The organism is uncultured Chryseobacterium sp. (assembly GCF_936933875.1).
Classification (GTDB): domain Bacteria; phylum Bacteroidota; class Bacteroidia; order Flavobacteriales; family Weeksellaceae; genus CAKZIK01.
In genome coordinates, this window is the sequence record NZ_CAKZIK010000026.1 from 24,199 (window position 1) to 47,442 (window position 23,244).

The window sequence follows — 23,244 nt, forward strand, 5'->3', positions numbered from 1 at the left end:
ATCAGTCAATGAAGAAATTACTCCTACTTCCGCTCTTTTGGGGCGGAATTTTATTTTCCCAAACTTCTCAGGATTCTGTTCAGTTTAAAAAAATTTCAGACGAAATCTTAACGAACGGAAAAAGCTATGAAGATTTAAGATATTTAACCAAGAAAATAGGCCACCGTTTAAGCGGTTCCAAAGCTTACGAAAAATCTGTTGGATGGGCTGCGCAAACTTTACGTGATGCCGGTGCAGATAAAGTTTGGCTTCAGGAAGTAATGGTTCCGGTGTGGGAACGTGGCAAAGAATCTTTACAGATTAAAAATTCAGGCGGAAAATGGCAAAACTTGAAAATGCTTTCACTAGGAAATTCCGAAGGAACAAAAGGAAAAGACGTTGAGGGTGAAATTATTTTCGTAAAAAACAAAGCAGATTTCGATCAACTTTCTGAAGCGAAGATTAAAGGAAAAATTGTTTTCTTTAATTATCCATTTAATCAAACTTTCATATCAACCGGACAAGCTTATGGTGATGCCGGAATTTATAGACGTTCTGCTGCTTCCTGGGCAGGAAAAAAAGGTGCAAAAGCGGTGATCGTTCGTTCTCTGTCTTCAACATTTGATGATGTTCCACACACAGGAGCAATGCGTTATGACAAAGACGATACAAAAAAAATTCCTGCAGTTGCAATAGGTCCCAAAAGTGCCGATGAATTAGAGAAAACATTAAAAACAGAAAAAGTTTTTGCTAAACTGAATTCCAACTGCACGATGAAAGGCGAAAAATTATCGCATACTGTCATTGGAGAAATTACAGGGAAAAAAGACCAAAGCGTTATCGTTGTTGGTGGACATTTGGATTCCTGGGATGTTGGAGAAGGCGCACATGATGACGGAACCGGAATTGTCCAAAGCATTGAAATCTTGAGAACTTTTAAGAAATTGGGAATTCAAAATAATCATACGATTCGTGTAGTTTGTTTCGCCAATGAGGAGAACGGTGTTCGCGGCGGAAACCAATATGCACAAGTGGCCAAAGAGAAAAATGAAAAACATATTTTCGCGATAGAAAGTGACGGTGGTGGTTTTCAGCCACGTGGATTTGGCTTGGTAATGGATGATGCAAAAATTAAGCAAGTACAATCCTGGAAGAAATTATTTTTACCGTATGGCGTTTATAATTTCGATTTGAGATATGCCGGAACTGATATTGAACCTTTGGAAGAAAACGGAGCAGCTTTAGCTGAACTGGCTCCGGAATCTCAAAGATATTTCGACATTCATCACACGGAAGAAGATACTTTTGAAAAAGTAAACCGACGGGAATTAATGCTGGGAGCAATTGTGATGGGACAGCTGATTTATATGGTGGATAAGAACTGGTAAAACAAAAGAGCAGAAATTTCTGCTCTTTTGTTTTAATATAGTCTTTCGACAAAACTGAATTTCTCTCTCTTCTTTTTTAACTTCCGAAAACTTGGCATGCTTCGGATTCACGAGGTAATTAAACTCTCTTTGTACTGTTTTACTATTTTGAATTCGAATTACTTCGCTTTCACCAACTGAACATCGAAGATTAACCAAGCATTTGGAGGAATAACTCCACCTGCTCCTCTTGCTCCGTAACCCAAATCTGGCGGAATCAAGAAAGTTGCTTCGTCACCTTCATTTAAGAGAAGAATTCCTTCATCCCAACCTTTGATAACATTACCCATTCCTACTGGAAACTCAATAGGTTCTCCTCTTTTGAAAGAATTGTCGAACTCATTTCCATTCGTTAATTTCCCGGCATAATGTACAGAAACAGTGTTTCCTTTTTCTGCTTTTGCACCTGTTCCTTTTTTGGTAATTTTATACATTAAACCTGAAGGCGTTGTTTGCATTCCAGCTTTTAATGATTCAAAAGCTTTTGCAGCCTCAGCTTCCTGTTTTGCAACAAACGCTTTATTGCTCTCCTGAATTTTTCCTTTTCCATCGTTGAAAATTTTAGCAGCATCATAGTTTTTGTATTCATCACCTTTTCCGAAAACAGAAACTTTTTCCAAAACAACATCCGTTTTTGGTTTATCCTGAGCTCCTTTTTCTACAGCAGCAATTGCATCGATAACATCTTCACCTTTTACTACTTTTCCAAAAATCGTGTGTCTTCCATCCAACCAAGGAGTTGCAACTTCTGTAATGAAAAACTGAGAACCGTTCGAGTTAGGACCTGAATTCGCCATAGAAAGAATCCCTTTTCCAGTGTGTTTCAAATCGTTTTTCTCGTCTTCAAATTTATAACCCGGGTCTCCCATTCCCGTTCCTTTCGGGTCACCTCCCTGAATCATAAAATTTTCAATAACTCTGTGGAAAATTGTTCCGTCGTAAAAAGGAACTCCTTTTGGTTTTGCAGTATTATCTATTTTACCTTCAGCAAGACCAACAAAGTTTGCAACCGTTACCGGTGCTTTTTCGTCTTCAAATTTTACAATCATGCTTCCTTTCGAAGTTTGCAGATTTGCATACAAACCGTCTTTCAGGCCTTCATAAGTTTCTTTGTCTACGTTCATTTTTTTATAAATTGGTGTACAACTCATCAGCGAAATTCCCGCCAATGCTATTAATAATTTTTTGTTTATCATATTAGTTTTCAAAAACTGTCAGTTTAATTATAAGGGGCATGTCATATGGAATTTTATCGTTATCACCGTAAGTTCCAAAAGCCAGAACCGAAGGCACAAGAAGCGTGACTTCATCACCCGGATTCAAATAACGAAGTGCATTATCCACTGCTTTCAACTCATCAAATTTTCCAAAGACCACATTTCTATTTACCACAGGATTTTCATAAAGTTTTACCATATCGAAATCATAAAGTTCATATTGATAAGAAACGCTATATCCATCGTCTTTACGTGGATTTTTCTCTACTCCTTCCTTATTAATCCAATAATTTAAACCCATTGGATAGAACTTTTCATTCTGTCCATTAATCCAATCTTGGATTTGAGCTCGTTCGTGAAGATTAAGATTTTTTGAACGGTTCTGAGAAACCGCCAAATCTTTTTCAGACAGAACACCACCAACCGGAGGATGCGCATTCTGCTTTGCACAGGACGAAACGATGATTAAAGAAAAATAGAAAAAACTTTTCATAAAATTTATGCGAAAATAAGAATTTTAATGCACTCTTATAAAGAAAAAACCGGGAAAAAATTCCCGGTTTTAATTATACTGTTTCCAATATTTTTTTCTCTACCAAAACTCGCCAACCAAAAGGGTCTTCCGCTTTGTTAGTTTGAATATCTACTAAATCTTTCTGGAGCGTTAATGCAAAACTTTCTTCCATACTTAAAACAGGAAGTTCAAGTCTTTCACCTTTATAGCCAATTGCTTTAAAAACGCTTGTTACAACGGCAGTCCCAACACCCCAAATTTCTTTTAAAGAACCGTCTTTCTGCGCAGCAATTACATCAGCAACTTTTACGTCATCTACAACCACTTTAATTCCTCTTCTTTCTGCAAGTTTTATGAAGCTGTCTCTCGTAACACCATCCAAAATTTTATCAGAAGTTTTCGGAGTGTAAATCGTATCGTTGATTCTTACGAAAACGTTCATGGTACCGCTTTCTTCAAAATTTTCGTGGGTTGCGTCATCTGTCCAGATTACTTGCTCATATCCTTCTTCATTTGCTAACTGAGTTGGATAGAAAGATGCAGCGTAATTCCCTGCAGCTTTAGCAAAACCTACACCTCCGCTTGCTGCTCTTGAATAATAATCTGAAATCTTTACTGAAACCGGTTCAGCATAATAACTTTTAGCCGGAGTTGCAACAATGGCAAACATATATTTATTAGCAACTCGTGCCTTCAAAGCTTCCTCAGTTGCGAAAAGTACCGGTCTGATGTACAAAGAATTTCCTTCACCGTAAGGAATCCAACCACGGTCGATATCAACCAAAGCTTTCAAACCTTCCACAAACATTTCTTCTGTAACTTCAGGAATTGCAAGTCTTTTAGCAGATTTATTAATACGCTCAAAATTCTTTTGAACTCTGAAAAGAAAAACATCACCATCCTTATCTTTATAAGCCTTCATTCCTTCGAAGCAAGCCTGTCCGTAATTTACACCCATCATAGCAGGTGAAAAAGGAAGTGGTCCGTAAGGCATGACCTTTACTTCTCCCCATTTTCCGTTTTCGAACTCACAAATCACCATATGGTCGATAAAAGTGTTTCCGAAAGAAAAATTTTCCGGGTCGAAATCCGAAAGTCTGGAATTGGTTGTTTTCTGAATTATCATTTTTTTAATATAAATTGATTTTAACAAATATATAATAATTTTTTAATATGAAAAATTTAATTTAATTTTGATAAAATTCTTTAATGAAAAGGGAAATTAAAAGCACCAACGACGGCTCTAAAACATTATTTATCAATGATTTAAATGAAGGATATCATTCTTCACATGGTGCACTTCAAGAAGCTGAACACGTATTTATAAAAAACGGATTAAATTTAACATATGATTATGAAATTAATATTCTAGAACTCGGTTTTGGCACAGGTTTAAATGTTTTAGTTACAATTGATGAATTTTTGAAAACTGATAAAAATCATGTTTTAAGATATTTCACCATCGAAAAATATCCCGTTTCTTCTACAGAAGTCAAGGAATTAAACTACCCTTCTCTTTTTAACAACCCTGAATTTGAATTGATTAACGAAAAAATTCACACCTCACCTTGGAATTCTGAAACAGAGATCCTCCCTAATTTCTTTTTAACTAAATTTGAGTGTGACTTTTTTGAACTGAAAAATTTAGATATCCCACCAATCAATTTGGTTTATTACGATTGTTTTGGGGCGCGAGTTCAGCCCGATTTATGGGAACAGCCTATCTTTGAGCAGGTTTCAGACAAAATGAAAATCGGCGGACTTCTAACTACTTATTCATCTAAAGGAACTGTTAGACGTATTTTACAGGATTTAAATTTTGAAGTCGAGAAAAAGCAGGGACCTCCAGGAAAACGGGAAATGATTAACGCAATAAAAAAATAATGAACATCAATAAATTTAACATCAGAGTTTACGCAGCGTGTGTAAAAGACAAAAAAGTATTAGTGCTTTTTGAAGAATATGCAGGAGACCATCTGATGAAACTTCCAGGAGGAGGTTTGGAATATGGTGAAGGAACAATTGAATGTCTTCAACGAGAATTTGATGAAGAGCTCAACCTTAAGATTAAAAATGTTGAGCATTTCTACACTCAGGAAGATTTTTTGGTTTCGAGATTTCGCGAGAACGAACAGCTGATGACCGTATATTACTTAGCTGAAATCGAAGATGAAAACGAAATGCTAATCATTGACCCGTGTATCGAAAAAACAGAATGGATTTCCCTCGAACTCGAAGAAAACCCATTCCCACTGCCTATCGACAGAATTGTTTACGAAAAACTAAGGAAAAAATTCCTTTAATTTCTATTTTTTTACTTTAAAATCTTTTGCGCCAACATAAGGTTGTAAATAACCTAAGTTCCAGTTGGTTTGTAATAAAGATTCCACAAATTCGTCGTGTCTGTATTTGTGTGGGTCGTAAGGTTCTTTAATATCAACATCTGCAATATTTCCTTTTACATTCCACCAAAAAGCACTCCAACCACCACGCAATTCCTTAATGATATCAAAAACCGATTTTCCGGTTGCGCGATACATTAATTTTGCAAAAATCTGTCCTTCAGATGTCGTTAAATCTCGAAGTTGCGCTTCATACTGATCAGCCAACTGATTTTGTTTGTCTCTAGAAAACTTTCTGCGTCCTTCTTCATCCATGCTTAACATTTGAGAATTCAAATCTCTGTACTGCTCTAAAGCTGTTAAAAAAAGCGGATAAACGCGGTTCAACTTCTTATTCAAAAAGAAATAATAATTCCTGTCGAGCTGATTGTTAAAACGCGGCTTACTTACCAAAATCAGTTCATCAAGAACGATTACGGTTTCGCCATCTATCTCATAAATTTTTGCTTTCTGTCTTTCGTCATAATAATATTGGTTTCCAAACTCATCCTTTTTAATTAATTCAGGAGGATACTTGCTTAAAGGTTTAGACAACAGCGAATCCATATCCTGCGCTTGCGCAGAAAGACCCAAAAACAAAAGAAAGATTAATATTATTTTGTTAAAATTCATTACTTTTACCTACATTAAAAACAACTTTCAAAACAAACAAAATTCATTCCTTTTTTATGAAATTTGATAAAAAATCCCTGAAATTTTTAGAACAATATTTAAACACATCATCTCCAACAGGTTACGAGCACGAAGGCCAAAAAGTTTGGATGAACTACATTAAACCTTACGTTGACAAAACCGAGACAGACCATTACGGAACCTGCTACGGAATCATCAATCCTGAAGCAGAATTTAAAGTAGTTATTGAAGCCCACGCCGATGAAATTTCCTGGTACGTAAATTATATTACCGACGATGGATTAATTTATGTCATCCGTAACGGCGGATCGGACCAAATGATTGCACCATCAAAAACCGTCAATATTCACGGGGAAAAAGGCATTGTAAAAGGCGTTTTTGGTTGGCCTGCCATTCATACAAGAGGCGTAAATGCGAATGAGCCTGTTCCAAAAATCGAAAATATTTTTATTGATTGCGGAGCGACTTCAAAACAGGAAGTTTTAGATTTAGGAATTGAAGTGGGTTGTATGATTACGTATCCCGACGAATTTTTTGAACTCAATGACCGATATTTCGTTTGCCGCGCTTTGGACAACAGAATCGGTGGATTTATGATTGCTGAAGTAGCAAGACTTTTGAAGGAAAACAAGAAAAAAATTCCTTTCGGTTTATATATTACCAATTCCGTTCAGGAAGAAGTTGGTTTGTACGGCGCAGATATGATTGCAGATACCATTAAACCTAATATCGCGATTGTGACTGATGTTACGCACGACACTTCTACCCCAATGATTGAGAAGAAAAAAGAAGGCGACCAAAAATGCGGAAACGGCCCGGTTGTTTTCTTTGCTCCAACGGTTCATCACACGATTAGAGAATTGATTGTGGAAACAGCAAAAACAAAAAAAATTCCTTATCAAAGAGCGGCTTCAAGCAGAGTTACAGGAACAGACACCGATGCTTTTGCCCACTCAAACGGCGGAACTCCAAGTGCTTTAATTTCGCTTCCTTTGCGTTATATGCACACAACGGTGGAAATGGTTGCCAAAGAAGATGTGGGAAATGTTATTCAGTTAATTTATGAGAGCTTGTTGAAGATTAAACCAACGATGAACCTGAAATACCATTGATGATGGATGATGGATGATGGATGTTCACAATTCGTACTTGTTATTATTCATCAAACAATTTCAAACAAAATCACACAAAATCAAACCCAATAAAAAGTAAATGAAAACAAAATTAATCGCTCCTTCCCTTTTGTCGGCGGATTTCGGGAATCTCGAAAGAGACATCAATATGCTGAATACTTCGCAGGCAGATTGGATTCACGTTGATGTGATGGACGGAAGATTTGTCCCGAATATTTCTTTCGGATTTCCGGTGATGAAAACGGTACAGCAACACGCCAAAAAATTTGTAGACGTCCATTTGATGATTGTGGAACCGGAAAAATATGTGGAAGAATTCATCAATATGGGAGCAGATTTGGTTTCTGTACATTACGAAGCTTGTACCCATCTTCACAGAACCATCAATTTAATTCAGGACAAAGGCGCAAAAGCAGGTGTTGTGCTGAATCCTTCTACTCCGGTTTTAATGTTGGAAGATATTATTTCGGTAGTAGATTTGGTGCTTTTGATGAGCGTAAACCCGGGATTTGGCGGACAGAAATTTATTGAAAACACCTATAAAAAGATTGCGGAGACGAAAGATTTAATTCTATCCAATAATTCAACAGCACTAATTGAAGTTGATGGTGGTGTTAATCTGGAAAATGCTTCTAAACTTTTTGAAGCCGGTGCAGATGTTCTGGTGGCTGGAAATGCTGTTTTTTCCACTTCTGATCCGCAAAAAACGATTGAAATGTTGAAAATTTAATGTATCTTTAAATAAAAAATGGAACAAGAAAAATTTTCAAATTTTGAAAACGGAATTGAATGGATCAATTGGTTTAAGATTGTTCTTTCGCCAACCCTGCTTTTTGCAATCATTGGTGTGGCTTTTAAATTTTCTTTTGAGAATGAAACTCTAGGAAATTATCTTTTTGCGATTTGTTTGCTTTTAGGAATTACCGTAGGAATTCTGTGGGCAAACAGAACAAAGAAAAAACACGGAACAACCCATTTTATAAGTAGAACTGATGCTTCTCCTGATATCGATGAAGCCTTGAGAAAATAAAAAAAGTCCGAAAATTATTTTCGGACTTTTTTACTTATATCAAAATTCTTAGAAAATCTCTCTTCCTGAAAAATGGAAATTAGCTTCAATTAAAGCATTTTCATCAGAATCTGAACCGTGTACAGCATTTTCTCCAACGCTTCTGGCAAACATTTTTCTGATGGTGCCTTCTGCAGCATCTGCTGGATTTGTTGAACCAATTAAAGTTCTGAAATCTTCTACCGCATTGTCTTTCTCCAAAACTGCAGCAACGATTGGTCCTGAACTCATGAAATCTACCAATTCCCCATAGAAAGGTCTCTCTGAGTGAACTGCATAAAATTTTTGAGCATCAGCAACCGTAAGTTGCGTTAACTTCATTGCTTTAATTTTAAATCCTGCTTCTGCAATTTTTCCTAAAATCGCACCAATATGTCCGTCTGCAACAGCATCCGGCTTAATCATTGTGAATGTTAATTTACCTGACATTATAATGTTGTTATTTTGTGGCGCGAAAATACAAAAATGTTTTAACTTTGCAGTAGAAAATTCTAACAGAGATTTTCAGTTGAAATTTTTGGCACGATAGTTGCAACGTATTTTAACGATTCTCATGTTTAATTTGAGTTTTCATGGTTATTAGTTTTTACCCAGCTTCGGCTGGGTTTTTTATTTACCAGAAATCTCTTCCGCTTCTTCCATGAGTTTTAGGTAAGTGATGTAGCGCGTTTCTTCAATCTCGCCATTTTCAATAGCTTCAATAACTGCACATTTAGGTTCGTTGATGTGCATACAATTGTGAAACTTGCAGTTTCTGCCTGTCTGAAAAATTTCCGGAAAGTAATGCTGAATTTCCTCTTTTTTCACATCTATCATCGCAAATTCCCGAACTCCGGGTGTATCGATTACGTTGCCACCAAAATGCCAAAAATGCATTTGAGCGAAGGTTGTAGTATGCTTTCCTTTGTTGTGAAATTCTGAAATTTCAGAAGTTTTTAAATCTAAGCCCGGCTGCAAAGCATTGACCAAGGTAGATTTCCCACTTCCGGAATGTCCGAAAAACACGGTGGTTTTATCTTTAATAAGTTCTGTTAACTTTTCAAGATTCAGTTTGGAATAGGATGAAATTTCAAGTGTTGAATAACAAATATTCTCGTACAAAGCCTTAATATTCTCTACAATTTCAGCTTCCTCTTCAGAAAGCAAATCCATTTTGTTGAATAATATAAAAGGTTTAATGTCGTAAGCCTCGCAACAGGCTAAAAATCTGTCAAGGAAACCCAAAGAAGTTTCCGGAGATTTCAGCGTATAAATAAAAGCTGCAATATCAATATTTGAAGCAATAATATGCGCTTCTTTCGAAAGATTTACCGATTTACGAATGAGATAATTTTTTCTCGGTTCAATCTTTGTAATCCAGGCTACATCATCGCTCTCGAGTTGGAATTCTACATAATCTCCAACTGCGAGAGGATTTGTAAGCCTCGTTTTTATCAGTTTAAATTTACCGCGAATTCGGGCCTCATAAATTTTAGAAGTATCAGATTCCAAAACTTGATACCAACTTCCTGTGGATTTGATGATGAGACCTTTCTTAGTCATTCTTTAGAGAAAATGGTGTCATTAATAAAAAATCCAAAGCTTTGGAATAATCCAATTCATCATATTCTAAACCAAGTTTCTTAATGTTGGAATAATATTGTTGAAGATTTTGATAGTAATTTCTTTCGAGTGGCACAGAGAAAGCGTTTTCCCCAAATTTACTAATTAAAAACCATTTTTCCAGAAGTCTTGCAGTTCTTCCATTACCATCGTTAAATGGATGAATTTTCACAAAAACCAAATGAATTTGTGAGGCGTAAAAAAACACTTCTTCTGCCGAAAGGTTTTTATTCAAAAGAAAATCTATATTCGAAAAAAGTTTTTCTAATTCGGCTTCTGCTGTTTCCGGAGTTGCTGCAAAATATTCAATTTGAGATTTTTCATTGAAAACATATATCAAATTGGTTCTAATTTTTCCTTGTTGGGATTTTGGCAAAAGATTTCCGCTTAGTAATTCATGTGCATTTATAACATTTTCAAACGTTAGTGCATTTGATTTGATAAAAGAATAAGCGTTAAACAAATCATCAATTTTTTTTGTTAAATCCCCTTGAAAATCCACATGAAGCAACTTGTATTTAAAATAGCTGTCAGCTTCAATAGTTTCGCCTTCAATTTTTGAGGAATAAACAGAAGATTCTGAACTGTAGAAATCGAAATAATCAAAACTGATTTCTTCGTCGGCATTTGTGTTCATGGAATCAAGCAAAGAAAAATCAATTTTTTCCCTGTAAGATTCTAAAAGATGAGCCGAAAGAATTTGCACAAAAAATTTATTTTAGCATCACATTATTCTGAACTTCAATAGATTCCTCATGAATCGCTTTGAAAACTTTTTCGATAAACTCCTGCGACATTCCTGTTTCAGAAGCTTTTTGATTGGCATATTCTGTAATAATTTTCCAACGTTCCGGCTGGAAAATGGCGATGTTGTTTTCCTTTTTCAAGGTTCCTATTTTTTCAGAAACCTTCATCCTTTGTGACAAGAGTTCAATCAGTTGAAAATCCAAATCAGAAATCAAAGTTCTGTGTTGTCCCATTTCGTTTTCGTAGCCAGTAATTCCGGAATTTCTTACCTGAATTCCGTTAATCATAGTTGCCAACGTTTCCGGTGTAATTTGTTGTGCTGCATCACTCCAGGCTTCATCTGGACTGAAGTGCGTTTCAATCATTGCACCTTGGTAACCAACATTCATGGCTTCCTGCGTGATATCTGCAAGTTCGGTTCTGTTTCCACAAATGTGAGACGGGTCAACAATCATCGGAATATTCGGAAACTGATTTTTAAAATCCAAAGCAATTTGCCAGTTCGGGATGTTTCTGTATTTGGTTTTTTGGTAAGTTGAAAATCCTCTGTGAATAGCTCCCAGATTTTCAACGCCCTGTCCTAAAAGTCTTTCCAAAGCACCAATCCAAAGCGCCAAATCCGGATTTACAGGATTTTTTACAAGCACCGGTTTATTGGTTCCGCGAAGTGCTACTGCAATTTCCTGAACTGTAAAAGGATTTACCGTAGAACGTGCTCCAATCCACAAAATATCAACATCGGCTTCCAACGCAGCAAAAACGTGATGCGCGTTTGCAACCTCCGTTGCTGTTTTGAAACCGTATTCTTCCTTTACTTTTTTCAGCCAGTTCAAGCCGATAACTCCTACTCCTTCAAAACCATTCGGTTTGGTTCTTGGTTTCCAGATTCCAGCACGGAAAACAGGAATTTTTGCACCCGATTCTTTTATTCTTTTCGCCGTTTCCAGCATTTGAGATTCACTTTCTGCACTGCATGGTCCAGCAATAATTAATGGCTTTGAAAACTCATTAATCCATTCGTTTTTTAGGTCTTTTAATTCCATCTTCGTTTCTTTCTGCAAATTCCTTTCGGCACTCCGCAATTAATTAATCTGATAATACAATACAAATAAAGGGATTATTTATGAAAAATCAAACTTCATCAAATCGTCAAGGTCTTTCAACAAAGGATTTATCTCGACCATTTTCTCAAAAAGTTTTCGCTTCGTCATGATTTCTTTTTTCAGAGCGACATCCATGGTATAATCCACCTTAATGTTGAAATGATTGACTTTGTGCATAAAATGATTAAAAAAATCGGCTCTTACTTTTTCGAATTCCACCTTTGCAGACTCAGACGGAAAGTTCACCATCACCGTATTTTCGTCCCATTTTGAAAGCCTGAAACCATTAATCGCACTGAAAACAACCATATCGGTCTGACGGATTTTATCAAGGAATTTTTTCCACTCGTTCTGCAAATCGGTTTCAGTGAAATGATTGCTTGGAAGTTCTTCTTTCTTTTCAATTTTTTCTTCCTGAACCTCTACTTTCTTCGTTAAAGCAGCAGTAATGCTGAATTTTGAATGATTTTTCTCTTTCGAAACCGGTGTTGTTGCTGTAGCAATTTTTACTTCCTGAACTTCAGGTTTTGGCTCTGATTTGATTTCAGTCTGAAAAACAGGTCTATTTTCAACTTTTGGTACTGAAACTTCAGTTTTTTGCGGAATTAATTGTTGAGAAACTTCTTTAAGAAACGGTGCTAAGATTCTGAACTTTTTTTTTTAACATCGATGCCATTCGCAGAAAGACTCGAAAGCTGCATCAAAGCAATCTCCACCGTTAAGCGTGGATTTTTTGAATTTTTATAATTGATGTCGGCAAAATTACAGATTTCAACAGCGTCAATGAGTTGCTGTGGTGTCCATTTTTTGCTTTGTTCAGCATATTTTGCTTTAGTTTTTTCTCCGGCTTCAATTAAACTTAGCGTTGAAGGATTCTGCGCCATCATCAAATCGCGGAAATGACTTCCCAATCCGGCAATAAAAATATGTGGGTCGAAACCTTTTTTTACAATTTCATTGAAAGCAGAAAGTGTTCCCGGAATATTGTTTTCGAAAGCGGAATCAACTACTGCAAAATATTGGTCGTAATCCAGAATATTTAATACTTCAGCAGCTTTTGCCAAAGTAATATTTCCCTGGGAAAAAGTTATGAGTCTATCGAAGATTGAAAGTGCATCACGAAGTGCACCGTCTGCTTTTTGGGCAATTAAATAAAGTGCGTCATCTTCATATTTCACTCCTTCCTTCTCGGCAATTTTTTTCAAATGCTCCTGAATGTCTTCAATGGTAATTCTTTTAAAATCATAAATCTGACATCTCGAAAGAATGGTAGGAATAATTTTATGCTTTTCCGTTGTTGCAAGGATGAAAATTGCGTGTGCAGGAGGTTCTTCCAAAGTTTTCAGAAACGCGTTGAAAGCCGCAGAACTGAGCATGTGAACCTCGTCGATTATATAAATCTTATACTTTCCGACTTGCGGTGCAAAACGAACCTGGTCCGTTAAATCTCGAATATCATCAACGGAGTTGTTTGAAGCAGCATCAAGCTCGAAAATATTATAGGCAAAACCGTCTTCACTGGTAGAACCATCAATTTCATTGATTTTTCGGGCTAAAATTCTTGCACAGGTAGTTTTACCAACACCACGGGGACCGCAGAACAATAAAGCCTGCGCCAATTGATTGTTGGTAATGGCATGTTCCAAAGTATCGGTTACGTGAGCCTGTCCTACAACAGTATCAAACTCTTGTGGGCGGTATTTTCTTGCAGATACGATGAAATTTTCCATTGGTCAAAAATAGGGAAATTAATATGATTTCAAAAATGAAAAATAAAAAGTTCTCAACAAAAATTTCTATTTCAAAATGAAAAAACTCCCGACAATTTCGGGAGTTTTTCTTTTGTTTTAAACTTTGTCGAAGATTTTGAACTTTGACAAAGTGGATGTATTTATTAGAAGCTCAACACTCTTACATCAATTCTTCTGTTTTGCGCTTTACATTCGTCAGTATCGTTTGCGTCGCAAACCGGGAATTGGGAGCCGTAACCTTCCGTTTCAATTCTGTCTGAATAAATGCCCATTTCCATTAGTTTCAACTTCGCAGTTTTTGCTCTAAGATTGGAAAGAGCCAAATTGTTTTGCTCGTTTCCTGTGTTGTCAGTGTAACCGCCTAACTTCACTTTCGTATTTGGATAAGCATTCAAAATATCTGCTAAAGTTTTCAAACTTGTTTCAGAACCTGGCTTCAAATCGCTGCTGCCACTTTCGAAAAAAAGATTCTCAATAGTAAACCAAGCTGAATCTCCCAAAACAGATTTATCCTGTATTTTAATTCCCTGCAACATTGGATATAACTGTGAGTTTTTACCAATCGCAATTACTTTGTTATCCAACCTTACTTCCTCAATTTCGCCCATATCGTAAACATAATCTCCATCGGCATTTAAAGCGCCTTTTGGTTCAACAGGAGTTACAGCAGAAGTTCCAACAGTTGCATGGTCAGTTGCCGCAGCAGCTCCGGCTGTTGTTAAGGATACTGCACCCATTTTAGCTGTAAGACTTTCCATTTTTAATCTTCTGTTTTCATCAATTTTATCTTTATGAAGCGTTGCCAAAGTTGGTGCAATAACCAAAGAAACAATAGACATCAGTTTAATCAAAATATTCATTGATGGCCCTGAAGTATCTTTGAAAGGGTCTCCAACTGTATCTCCGGTTACAGATGCTTTATGCGGTTCTGAACCTTTGTAATACGTTTGTCCATTAATATCAACACCTTTTTCAAAAGATTTTTTAGCATTATCCCAAGCTCCACCTGCATTATTCTGGAACATTCCCATCAATACTCCGGAAACTGTAGCTCCAGCTAAGAAACCTCCTAAAACTTCGGGTCCAAAAATAAATCCAACCAAAAGCGGGGCAACAATTGCGATTGCGCCGGGAAGCAACATTTTTCTGATGGAAGCATCAGTAGAAATAGCTACACATTTTTCGTATTCGGGTTGTGCTTTTCCTTCCAAAATTCCCGGAATTTCGCGGAACTGTCTTCTTACTTCTTCTACCATTGCCATAGCCGCTTTTCCTACAGCTGTAATTGCCAAAGACGAGAAAATGAATGGAATCATTCCTCCAACAAATAATCCTGCCAAAACATCAGCTCTGTAAATATCAATACCGTCGATACCTGCAATTCCAACGAAAGCTGCAAATAATGCTAAAGCCGTTAATGCTGCAGAAGCGATTGCAAAACCTTTTCCTGTTGCAGCTGTAGTATTTCCAACTGCATCCAAAATATCTGTTTTTTCACGAACTTCTTTCGGAAGTTCACTCATTTCTGCAATTCCACCTGCGTTATCAGCAATTGGTCCGAAAGCATCAATTGCTAACTGCATTGCTGTTGTAGCCATCATTCCGGCAGCAGCAATTGCCACACCATAAAGTCCGGCACAAAGGTATGAACCATAAATTCCGGCTGCCAAAACTAAAATCGGAAGCAACGTAGATTCCATACCAACAGAAAGTCCACCGATAATATTGGTTGCGTGACCTGTCGAAGATTGTTTCACAATACTTTTTACAGGACCTTTACCCATTGCTGTATAATATTCGGTAATAATACTCATCAAAGTCCCCACTACCAAACCAACGATAATTGCTCCGAAAACACCCGTTCTTGTAAAGACATGTCCACGAAGTTCCATTTGTTCAGGAAGCAGATAATTAACCAAGAAGTAAGAAACAATCGCTGTTAAGACAATACTTCCCCAGTTTCCAAGATTTAATGCATTCTGTACTTTATGAGTATCCAATTCTGCATCTTCAGAAATTTTCACGAAGAATGTTCCGATGATGGAGAAAATAATTCCAGCTCCTGCAATTAACATAGGTAAAAGAATTGGAGCAAAACCTCCAAAAGCGTCTTCTGACAAAGTTTCTCTACCCAAAACCATTGTTGCCAAAACTGTTGCTACATAAGAACCGAATAAGTCAGCTCCCATTCCTGCAACATCACCTACGTTATCACCTACATTATCTGCAATTGTAGCCGGATTTCTGGGGTCATCTTCAGGAATTCCTGCTTCCACTTTTCCAACCAAATCTGCTCCAACGTCCGCAGCTTTTGTATAAATACCACCTCCAACTCTTGCGAAAAGCGCAATAGATTCAGCACCTAAAGAGAAACCGGTTAAGATTTCAATGGCTCTTTCCATTTCGTGGCTGTTAACAGCAGAATCCGGTGCAAAAATCTGTTTAATAATTAAAAACAAAGCTCCTAATCCTAACACTGCCAATCCTGCAACACCCATTCCCATTACGGAACCTCCGGTAAAAGAAACCTTCAGTGCTTTTGCCAAAGAACTTTTTGCAGCTTCTGCAGTTCTTACATTGGCTTTGGTTGCAATCTTCATCCCGATGTAACCAGCCAAAGCACTAAATACTGCTCCTACAACAAATGCGATTCCGATGCTCCAATGTGAGTTGGCGTTACTGAATCCCATCACTGCTAAAAGAATAGCGACAATGACTACGAAGTAAGCTAAAATTTTGTATTCTGCATGTAAAAAAGCCATTGCTCCATCTGCGATGTGACCACTGATTTCGCGCATTCTTTCGTTACCTGCATCCTGTTTGCTTACCCATGAGCTCTTGACAAAAGTATAAGCCAGAGCGATAATTCCAAAGACCGGAATTAAATAAAATAAATCCATAATGAGTTTTGTTAATAATTTCTAAATATAATAAATTATTGAAAATAGAAATACAAACTCTTTAAAAAATCCGTAAAGTCAGTGTTTTTTGAAATCGGGGTTCAGTGGTTTTGAAAATAGAAATCTTGAAAATATTTTAAATACCCCGTCTGAATCTTTGATTCAGATACCCCTCTGAGAGAGGGGAAACCGCAGTTTTGAAAATCAGGAAATAATTGAGAATATATGTAATGTTTGTGTCAAAATTTTAACGCCCCGTCATTTCGCAAGCGAACTGACACCCCTCTGAGAGAGGGGAATAAAAAAACACTCAGAAAATCTGAGTGTTTCAATATTCAATTCAAAAAAGATTATCCGCCGAATTTGTCCGCATAATCCTTTTGCGAAGCTTTTATTACTAGTTTTGCGTGTTCTGCGCCGTAAACTTCCTCGATTCTGCATTTTGCAGGTTCGTCCGGTAAATTTTTGTATGTAAGGAAATAGTGCATCAATCTTCTCACTTCAGCTTCAGGAAGTTCAGCAATATCTCTGAAATGTCCAAAAGCGTGATCTCCCACCATTACTGCGACAATTTTATCATCAGCTTCACCTTTGTCAATCATTTTGAAACCGCCGATTGGAATAGCTTCCATTAACATTCCACCTGCATGAATATTGTGGGAACTCAAAACACAAATATCAAGCGGATCCAGGTCGCCAGTTGTAACGTCCGTTGCACCACTTTCAACAGCTAATTTTTTTACGTTATCATGACAGTATGTTCTTGGAATAAATCCATACAAAGCCGGAATAATATTAGAAAACTGCTGTGGACGGTCCACCTTTAGGTAACCGCTTTGCTTATCAACTTCGTATTTAATGGTATCTGAAGGAACAATTTCCACAAATACGTTTACAACGTTCGGTGCATCCTGTCCTGCTGAAATTCCGTGCCATGGATGTGCCTTAAAATTTGGTATCATTTATTTATATTAATTTACTATTAAATTTTCTTTTCTTAATTCTTCTAAACAAATTGCGATGAAATCCTCTTCATTTATATAACTCATCAAAAAAATTGTTTTATAATCATCCAAAGATGAATTCTCGCTTAAATTTTCATAGGTTTTATGAAGCAAATGCAACATATTATTTTTGCAATTGACTACATTTTTCCAAGTTTTAGCTGTAATATAAAGCTGTTGCGATGCATTATAATCAAATTCTTCATTAATCGTTTTTTCGATAAGAAAAACAAATTCGTGAGGAGCAAGATTTTTATCAAATTTTGTGACTAAATTCGAGGGTTTTAACCTCTCTAAAAAAAGGGTGAGCCGCTCGTATGCATGAACCCGCTGTTCGGAATTGCCTTTAATTGTTAATAATTTTATTTCCTGATTCTTTAGTTTAATATAACTGAAAACAAACTGCCTGATGAAAACCAAAAATGGCAATGCTACCAACAAAGCAAAAGCATACGGAAAATAAGGCGATTCGATCATTATTTTTTTAAGGTGCAAAATTACTAATTTAAAATGAATTATATCTCAAATAAAGCTGGTCGCTGTGTTACTTCATGATAACAGATACTCTCTTCGTCAAAATAATGAAAAACCATGCTTTTTCTTGTCTTATTAGGGTCAGCATGCGGCTCTCCTCCATGAAGTATATTCGCGTGCCATATTAACATATCTCCTTTTTTAGCTCGAAATATTTCTTTTTTCAGCCCCAATTCCTTTAGTTTCTTATCCAAGAATTCCTCGTATGCGATATAGCTTTTACCTCCTATTTTAAAAGGGGTCCCTTCATTATCATAATCACTATTAAGAAAGTATGGCAACTTGTGGCTTCCCGGAATATAATGCAGAGCCCCGTTAGACTCGTCTACATCTTCCAATGCAATCCATACACCCAAAAGTCCACCTAGTGGATAAGTAGTCATATGGATACTGTCTGAATGCGTTTTTTGCTGACTACCCATTATAAAATTAATACTTTGAAACAATTTTGTTTTCCCATCCATAAGCAAGGATAAAAACTCTGTGAATATTTTATCTTCGGCAATATTCCTAAGCAACGCTGAATGATGAATGGCAAACATCAACTTGTTTCTGTAACGAAATTTAATTTTCTTTTCTTCTAGCAAACGACTAATTTCATGATTAATTTGATCAACAGTTTCTTCCTTTAAATAATTTCTGATAACCAAATATCCTTTTTCGTCATAGTCTTCAATACTTGCACGGTTTTCGGAAGACAAGTTTTTATAAAAAAACGTATTTTTAATTTTATTTAAATCAAATTTGCGGGCAGGAGTTTCGATTTTTGCAAAATCTTTGCTGGAAATACTAGAGTAATATTTCTTATTAAGCCCTAATTTTCTGTATAACGGAATATTATGTTTTAATTTTTTTCGGTTGAAGAAATTATAAACAAGATAAGGAAACTTCAAACTTCTAATAAACTGGATAATACTCATCGGTTTTTAAATCTATTTTTTATTACATTAGTAAACGAAGCAATTATAGTATAATACCTCACTTCCTCTGCCCCAAACCTTCTATAAAAATCTGCTACAGCAGGGATATTGCTTCCCATCATGCTGAAATTACTATATTCAATATTACGTTGTAATATTTGGTCTATCATAATAGAAGAAAAATTGTAGGATGAAAATTTTTTGTCATTTAAAAATACTGCCATATACTCCTGATTATCTTTTTTAAGAATGAAAGCAACACTACAATATTCATCCGAAAGAGTAATATAATAGATTTTGAGCAGGCCATTTGTAAAAAGGTTTTCAAGTTTAGTCCAAAAAAATTTGAGCTTAGTACGCGGCACTCCTTTTTGGTTTCTCAAAAAAAAATACTTAAACTTATTAAAATCCGCGGACTCACCAAAAGAAAATTGATCTTTAAAACCATTCAAAATCCTTACATTGCGTCGCCTGTGAACTGAATATCGTGACCTGATTTTTTCATACGGTTCCGGACATAAAGTGAAATTCACCAAATTATTTTCAACGTTTAAAAATTGATTTTTCTCATTAAAAGCATAATATCTAATATTGAAATTTTTATGTAAAAAATTTAAAAATTTTTGATTTACAGTAGGAATATCAGTTTTTGAAAATATGCCCAGTTGTTGAGTAGACCACGGTCGTATGACGAATTTCACTCCAAACTTCCTTACAAAAGGAACAGGCATAACAACATCATAATCTCCCCAAATTAATATGTCCCAATTTTCGCCATTAACGGCTTTCATGAATTCATAAGAAGCAAATATATTCTTCTGTACAGAATTTTCTATACATTCGGAATATTTCTTCCAGTCCACTTGATGAAATTTTAGTTTTCGAATCATAACAAATTTTCGTCAGCAAAACTGAAATAAGAATTTTGTGAAATAATTAAATGATCCAAAAGTTGAATATTGAGTAATTTTCCTGCATCGCTGATTTGTTTGGTGATTCGCAAATCCTCTTGGCTGGGCTTCAGATTTCCGGAAGGGTGATTGTGGGCAATGCCGATTGCGGTGGCGAAACATTCCAATGCAGTCTTAAACAAAATCCGGATATCAACAACCGATTGGTTAATTCCTCCAGAAAAAAGTCTCGATTTTCCTAAAACTTTATTGTTTTGGTTGAGAAAAACAACCCAAAATTCCTCCGTCTGCAAATCTGATAAATAGGGGTGTAAAACTGAATAAAAATCTTTGCTGTCGTTAATTTTCACTCTTTCGGGAACTTCCTGTGAAGCGCGTCTTCTGCCAATTTCCAAAGCTGTTGCGATAGAAATTGCTTTGGCTTCTCCTACTCCTTTGAACTTCATTAAATCCTGCAGAGAAAGTTTAGAAAGCTCATGAAAATTATTTCCAACAGAATCCAAAATCCTTCTCGCCAATTCCACCACACTTTCATTTCTGCTTCCGCTTCCCATAATTATTGCCAGTAATTCTGCATCAGAAACCGCATTCTTACCTTTGAGCAAAAATTTTTCTCTCGGTCTGTCGTCTTCAGCTAGGAATTTTATGGACATTTTTTAAGGGATTAGTTAGCAATTAGGTAATAGGTAATAGGAATTAGGTAAATTTTTAATTCTTAATTAAATGATCAGTCCGTCCCTCATTACCAATTTTCGGTCTGTAACGTCGGCAAGATTGGGATTGTGTGTTACAATGACGAAAGTTTGATTGTATTTGTCGCGCAAATCGAAAAACATTTTGTGCAAATCGTCCGCATTTTTGGAATCTAAATTTCCGGTAGGTTCATCGGCGAAAATAATTTTTGGAGAATTAATTAGCGCTCTCGCTACCGCAGTTCTCTGCGCTTCTCCACCCGACATTTCGCTTGGTTTGTGGTGAAGACGGTGTGCAATATTCAAATCTTCGAAAAGAGAATAGGCTTTTTCCAAAGAATCTTTCTCGTTTTTTCCGGAAATTCTTGTGGGCAAAAGCACGTTTTCCAAAGCAGAAAATTCCGGCAAAAGTTGGTGATACTGAAATACAAACCCAATATTTTTATTGCGGAATCTCGAGAGTTCGCGGTCTTTCATATTAATAAAAGATTCGCCTGCCAAAGCAATTTCGGTATTGTACTGATTAGGATTTGTTGGGGAATCCAAAGTTCCCAAAATCTGCAGCAATGTCGATTTTCCCGCACCGGATTCTCCGACGATAGAAACAACTTCTCCCTCTTTAATATGCAAATCCACTCCTTTCAGAACTTCTAAATCTCCGTAAGATTTATGAATATTTTTCGCTCTAATCATAGCTTCAAAAATAGTGATTTGTACCGAAACAACGCTTTAATCCAACAAAAAGTTTATACATTTGAACAAACCGTGATGATTCAAAATTTTATGTACTGGATTTTTACAGAGATTCTGTTTGCGCTTTTTCTTCTCCAATATTAAGATGGTCCCGAACTCACGCTAAAGATCTGTACCACGCTTCTAGCTATACTTTTCAACAATCTTTTTCCGTAATTTCCTGAGTTAAATGGAAGATTTATCTGCGTCATAAAATTTCGCTTTTAGATTATGCTGAGAATTCGAATTCCACTTAGTTTATCAATCATTATACAAAATTTTCTGAGGTATTAACAAATCAAAATTAAAAGAAATTATTTCAAAGAAGTACTACGGCTGACATTGTATTCTCATACACAAACGAAAAACCTCCCTTCAAATGAAAGGAGGTCTTATATTTTCCGCGTTGTTAGCGCTTGAAGCGCTAACAACGCTCATTACAAAATCTCTTCTACAGCAATAAAGTCAAAGGCTGCTCAAGATAAGTTCTTAAAGTTTGTAGGAACTGTGCTCCGGTTGCGCCGTCGATAACTCTGTGGTCGCATGCAAGAGACAGTTTCATAGTGTTTCCAACAACAATCTGTCCGTTTTTCACCACCGGTTTTTCAATGATTGAACCTACTGAAAGAATAGCGGAGTTCGGCTGATTGATAATGGACGTAAACGTTTCAATTCCAAACATTCCAAGGTTGGAAACAGAGAAAGTAGAACCTTCCATTTCGTTTGCTTTTAATCCTTTTGATTTTGCTCTTCCTGCCATATCTTTTACGGAAGCAGAAATTTGGTTGTAGTTCATTTGGTCTGCATTTTTCAGAACAGGAACCACCAAACCGTCCGGAATGGCTACTGCAACACCAACATTGATATTACCGTGGTGAACAATTTTATCAGCATGCCACGTAGAATTCACCTGTGGATGCTTTCTTAATGCCATTGCGGTAGCTTTAATCACCATATCGTTGAAAGAAATTTTGGTATCAGGTAGGGAATTAATTTCTTTTCTGGCCTCAATCGCTTTATCCATGTTGATTTCCACCATCAAATAATAATGCGGAGCCGTGAATTTGCTTTCAGCAAGGCGCTTTGCAATAATATTTCTTACCTGAGAGTTTGGCGTTTCCGAATCTTCACCTTGTACAAAGTTCATCGCAACTTGTGCTGCAGCCGGAGCTGGCACAGATTGCTTCGCCTCGCTCGCCATGACTGCACTTCCGGGTTGATAATTTTCAATATCTTTTTTAACGATTCTTCCGTTTTCTCCCGAACCCTGTAAAGTTTTTACATCAATCCCTTTGTCTTCAGCCATTTTTTTAGCCAAAGGAGAAATTGCCACCCTGTCACCTGTTGAATTATTGGCTTTCGGCTCTCCGCTTTCGCCTTTAGGCGCTTCAGAAACCACAGGTGCTGATTGCTGATTGCTGATTGCTGATTGCACTTTGCCACCTCCTGCAACAACACCCGAAACATCAGTTCCCTCCGGACCAACAATAGCCAAAACGGTATCAACAGGACTTGCTCCTCCTTCTTCCGTGCCGATGTATAAAAGTGTTCCGTTCACTTCGGATTCAAAATCCTGAACGGCTTTATCTGTTTCAATTTCTGCAAGAATATCTCCTTCTTTTACAGCATCGCCAACTTTTTTGTGCCATTTCGCCACTTTACCTTCCGTCATCGTATCAGAAAGACGCGGCATTGTAATCACTTCCACTCCTTTAGGAATTTCTGCAGTTACTTGCTCCACACTTGTAGATTCATTTTCGGTTTTATGTTCTTCGTCGATTTTTGCTTCTTCCACTTTTTCTGAAACTCCGGCATCTACTTTTGCTTCGGTAAGGGCAGAAATATCTTCACCTTCATTACCGATAATTGCCAAAACCGTATCTACAGGAGAAGAACCTCCTTCTTCAGTTCCGATGTATAAAAGCGTTCCGTTCACTTCAGATTCAAAATCCTGAACGGCTTTATAGATCGGAA

The 23,244-nt window shown here is 36.6% G+C and carries 24 protein-coding genes; 6 read left to right on the forward strand and 18 right to left on the reverse strand.

The window, feature by feature from the left end:
- The first annotated feature begins 8 nt into the window (after positions 1-8).
- Positions 9-1,367 carry a M20/M25/M40 family metallo-hydrolase gene (locus tag Q0252_RS04225; protein WP_297984140.1) on the forward strand — a complete coding sequence of 453 codons (1,359 nt, stop codon included), beginning with the start codon at positions 9-11 and terminating at the stop codon, positions 1,365-1,367.
- A gap of 158 nt (positions 1,368-1,525) precedes the next feature.
- Here the strand turns inward: Q0252_RS04225 and Q0252_RS04230 are convergent, their stop codons facing one another.
- The 3 genes from Q0252_RS04230 to Q0252_RS04240 form a co-directional block, all read right to left on the reverse strand.
- A complete protein-coding gene (locus tag Q0252_RS04230; protein WP_297984185.1) occupies positions 1,526-2,557 on the reverse strand; it encodes a peptidylprolyl isomerase in 1,032 nt (343 codons plus the stop codon).
- Positions 2,558-2,603: 46 nt separating this feature from the next.
- A complete protein-coding gene (locus Q0252_RS04235) occupies positions 2,604-3,116 on the reverse strand; it encodes a hypothetical protein (RefSeq protein ID WP_297984141.1) in 513 nt (170 codons plus the stop codon).
- 73 nt (positions 3,117-3,189) lie between these two features.
- Entirely contained in the window at positions 3,190-4,263 is a 1,074-nt protein-coding gene (locus Q0252_RS04240) for a branched-chain amino acid aminotransferase (protein WP_297984142.1), read from the reverse strand.
- 83 nt (positions 4,264-4,346) lie between these two features.
- On the opposite strand from Q0252_RS04240, the gene mnmD reads away from it, so the two are divergent.
- Together mnmD and Q0252_RS04250 are read left to right on the forward strand one after the other, a co-directional pair.
- Entirely contained in the window at positions 4,347-5,021 is a 675-nt protein-coding gene (mnmD, locus tag Q0252_RS04245; protein WP_297984144.1) for a tRNA (5-methylaminomethyl-2-thiouridine)(34)-methyltransferase MnmD, read from the forward strand.
- Positions 5,021-5,440, forward strand: coding sequence for an NUDIX domain-containing protein (locus tag Q0252_RS04250; protein WP_297984146.1), 420 nt, complete (start codon positions 5,021-5,023; stop codon positions 5,438-5,440). Before mnmD ends, Q0252_RS04250 begins: the two co-directional genes overlap by 1 nt.
- A 3-nt stretch (positions 5,441-5,443) precedes the next feature.
- Here the strand turns inward: Q0252_RS04250 and Q0252_RS04255 are convergent, their stop codons facing one another.
- A complete protein-coding gene (locus Q0252_RS04255) occupies positions 5,444-6,151 on the reverse strand; it encodes a DUF4294 domain-containing protein (RefSeq protein ID WP_297984147.1) in 708 nt (235 codons plus the stop codon).
- Between the two features lie 56 nt (positions 6,152-6,207).
- On the opposite strand from Q0252_RS04255, the gene Q0252_RS04260 reads away from it, so the two are divergent.
- From Q0252_RS04260 to Q0252_RS04270, 3 genes are all read left to right on the forward strand, one after another.
- A complete protein-coding gene (locus Q0252_RS04260; RefSeq protein ID WP_297984149.1) occupies positions 6,208-7,284 on the forward strand; it encodes a M42 family metallopeptidase in 1,077 nt (358 codons plus the stop codon).
- 100 nt (positions 7,285-7,384) lie between these two features.
- Complete coding sequence (gene rpe, locus Q0252_RS04265) at positions 7,385-8,035, forward strand: ribulose-phosphate 3-epimerase (protein WP_297984151.1); 651 nt, start codon at positions 7,385-7,387, stop codon at positions 8,033-8,035.
- Positions 8,036-8,053: 18 nt separating this feature from the next.
- Positions 8,054-8,335, forward strand: coding sequence for a hypothetical protein (locus tag Q0252_RS04270; protein ID WP_297984153.1), 282 nt, complete (start codon positions 8,054-8,056; stop codon positions 8,333-8,335).
- Positions 8,336-8,383: 48 nt separating this feature from the next.
- Here Q0252_RS04270 and Q0252_RS04275 read toward each other — a convergent pair whose 3' ends face one another.
- The 14 genes from Q0252_RS04275 to Q0252_RS04340 all read right to left on the reverse strand — a co-directional run.
- Positions 8,384-8,803 carry a nucleoside-diphosphate kinase gene (locus tag Q0252_RS04275; RefSeq protein ID WP_297984155.1) on the reverse strand — a complete coding sequence of 140 codons (420 nt, stop codon included), beginning with the start codon at positions 8,801-8,803 and terminating at the stop codon, positions 8,384-8,386.
- A 180-nt stretch (positions 8,804-8,983) separates the two neighbouring features.
- Positions 8,984-9,916, reverse strand: coding sequence for a ribosome small subunit-dependent GTPase A (gene rsgA / locus Q0252_RS04280; RefSeq protein ID WP_297984156.1), 933 nt, complete (start codon positions 9,914-9,916; stop codon positions 8,984-8,986).
- Positions 9,909-10,613, reverse strand: a complete 705-nt coding sequence (locus Q0252_RS04285) for a Fic family protein (RefSeq protein WP_297984158.1) — start codon at positions 10,611-10,613, stop codon at positions 9,909-9,911. The genes rsgA and Q0252_RS04285 overlap by 8 nt, the downstream gene beginning before the upstream one ends.
- Positions 10,614-10,689: 76 nt before the next feature.
- Entirely contained in the window at positions 10,690-11,766 is a 1,077-nt protein-coding gene (locus tag Q0252_RS04290; protein WP_297984160.1) for a chorismate mutase, read from the reverse strand.
- Between the two features lie 78 nt (positions 11,767-11,844).
- A complete protein-coding gene (locus tag Q0252_RS04295; RefSeq protein WP_297984163.1) occupies positions 11,845-12,183 on the reverse strand; it encodes a hypothetical protein in 339 nt (112 codons plus the stop codon).
- A 281-nt stretch (positions 12,184-12,464) separates the two neighbouring features.
- Positions 12,465-13,556, reverse strand: coding sequence for a DNA polymerase III subunit gamma/tau (dnaX, locus tag Q0252_RS04300; RefSeq protein ID WP_297984165.1), 1,092 nt, complete (start codon positions 13,554-13,556; stop codon positions 12,465-12,467).
- A 164-nt stretch (positions 13,557-13,720) separates the two neighbouring features.
- Positions 13,721-16,477, reverse strand: coding sequence for a sodium-translocating pyrophosphatase (locus Q0252_RS04305; RefSeq protein ID WP_297984167.1), 2,757 nt, complete (start codon positions 16,475-16,477; stop codon positions 13,721-13,723).
- Positions 16,478-16,827: 350 nt separating this feature from the next.
- Complete coding sequence (locus Q0252_RS04310) at positions 16,828-17,439, reverse strand: inorganic pyrophosphatase (protein WP_297984169.1); 612 nt, start codon at positions 17,437-17,439, stop codon at positions 16,828-16,830.
- A 9-nt stretch (positions 17,440-17,448) separates the two neighbouring features.
- Positions 17,449-17,958 carry a hypothetical protein gene (locus Q0252_RS04315; protein WP_297984171.1) on the reverse strand — a complete coding sequence of 170 codons (510 nt, stop codon included), beginning with the start codon at positions 17,956-17,958 and terminating at the stop codon, positions 17,449-17,451.
- A gap of 38 nt (positions 17,959-17,996) precedes the next feature.
- Positions 17,997-18,935: a phytanoyl-CoA dioxygenase family protein gene (locus Q0252_RS04320; protein ID WP_297984173.1), complete on the reverse strand. Its 939-nt coding sequence runs from the start codon at positions 18,933-18,935 to the stop codon at positions 17,997-17,999.
- Complete coding sequence (locus Q0252_RS04325) at positions 18,932-19,825, reverse strand: hypothetical protein (RefSeq protein WP_297984175.1); 894 nt, start codon at positions 19,823-19,825, stop codon at positions 18,932-18,934. The genes Q0252_RS04320 and Q0252_RS04325 overlap by 4 nt, the downstream gene beginning before the upstream one ends.
- A complete protein-coding gene (gene radC / locus Q0252_RS04330) occupies positions 19,822-20,499 on the reverse strand; it encodes a DNA repair protein RadC (protein WP_297984177.1) in 678 nt (225 codons plus the stop codon). Before radC ends, Q0252_RS04325 begins: the two co-directional genes overlap by 4 nt.
- A 66-nt stretch (positions 20,500-20,565) precedes the next feature.
- The gene (locus Q0252_RS04335; RefSeq protein ID WP_297984179.1) at positions 20,566-21,231 is read right to left on the reverse strand and encodes an ABC transporter ATP-binding protein; all 666 of its coding nucleotides are present in this window, start codon (positions 21,229-21,231) and stop codon (positions 20,566-20,568) included.
- A 490-nt stretch (positions 21,232-21,721) separates the two neighbouring features.
- Positions 21,722-23,244 (reverse strand): dihydrolipoamide acetyltransferase family protein (locus tag Q0252_RS04340; RefSeq protein WP_297984181.1); only part of this gene is annotated, 1,523 nt, incomplete at its 5' end.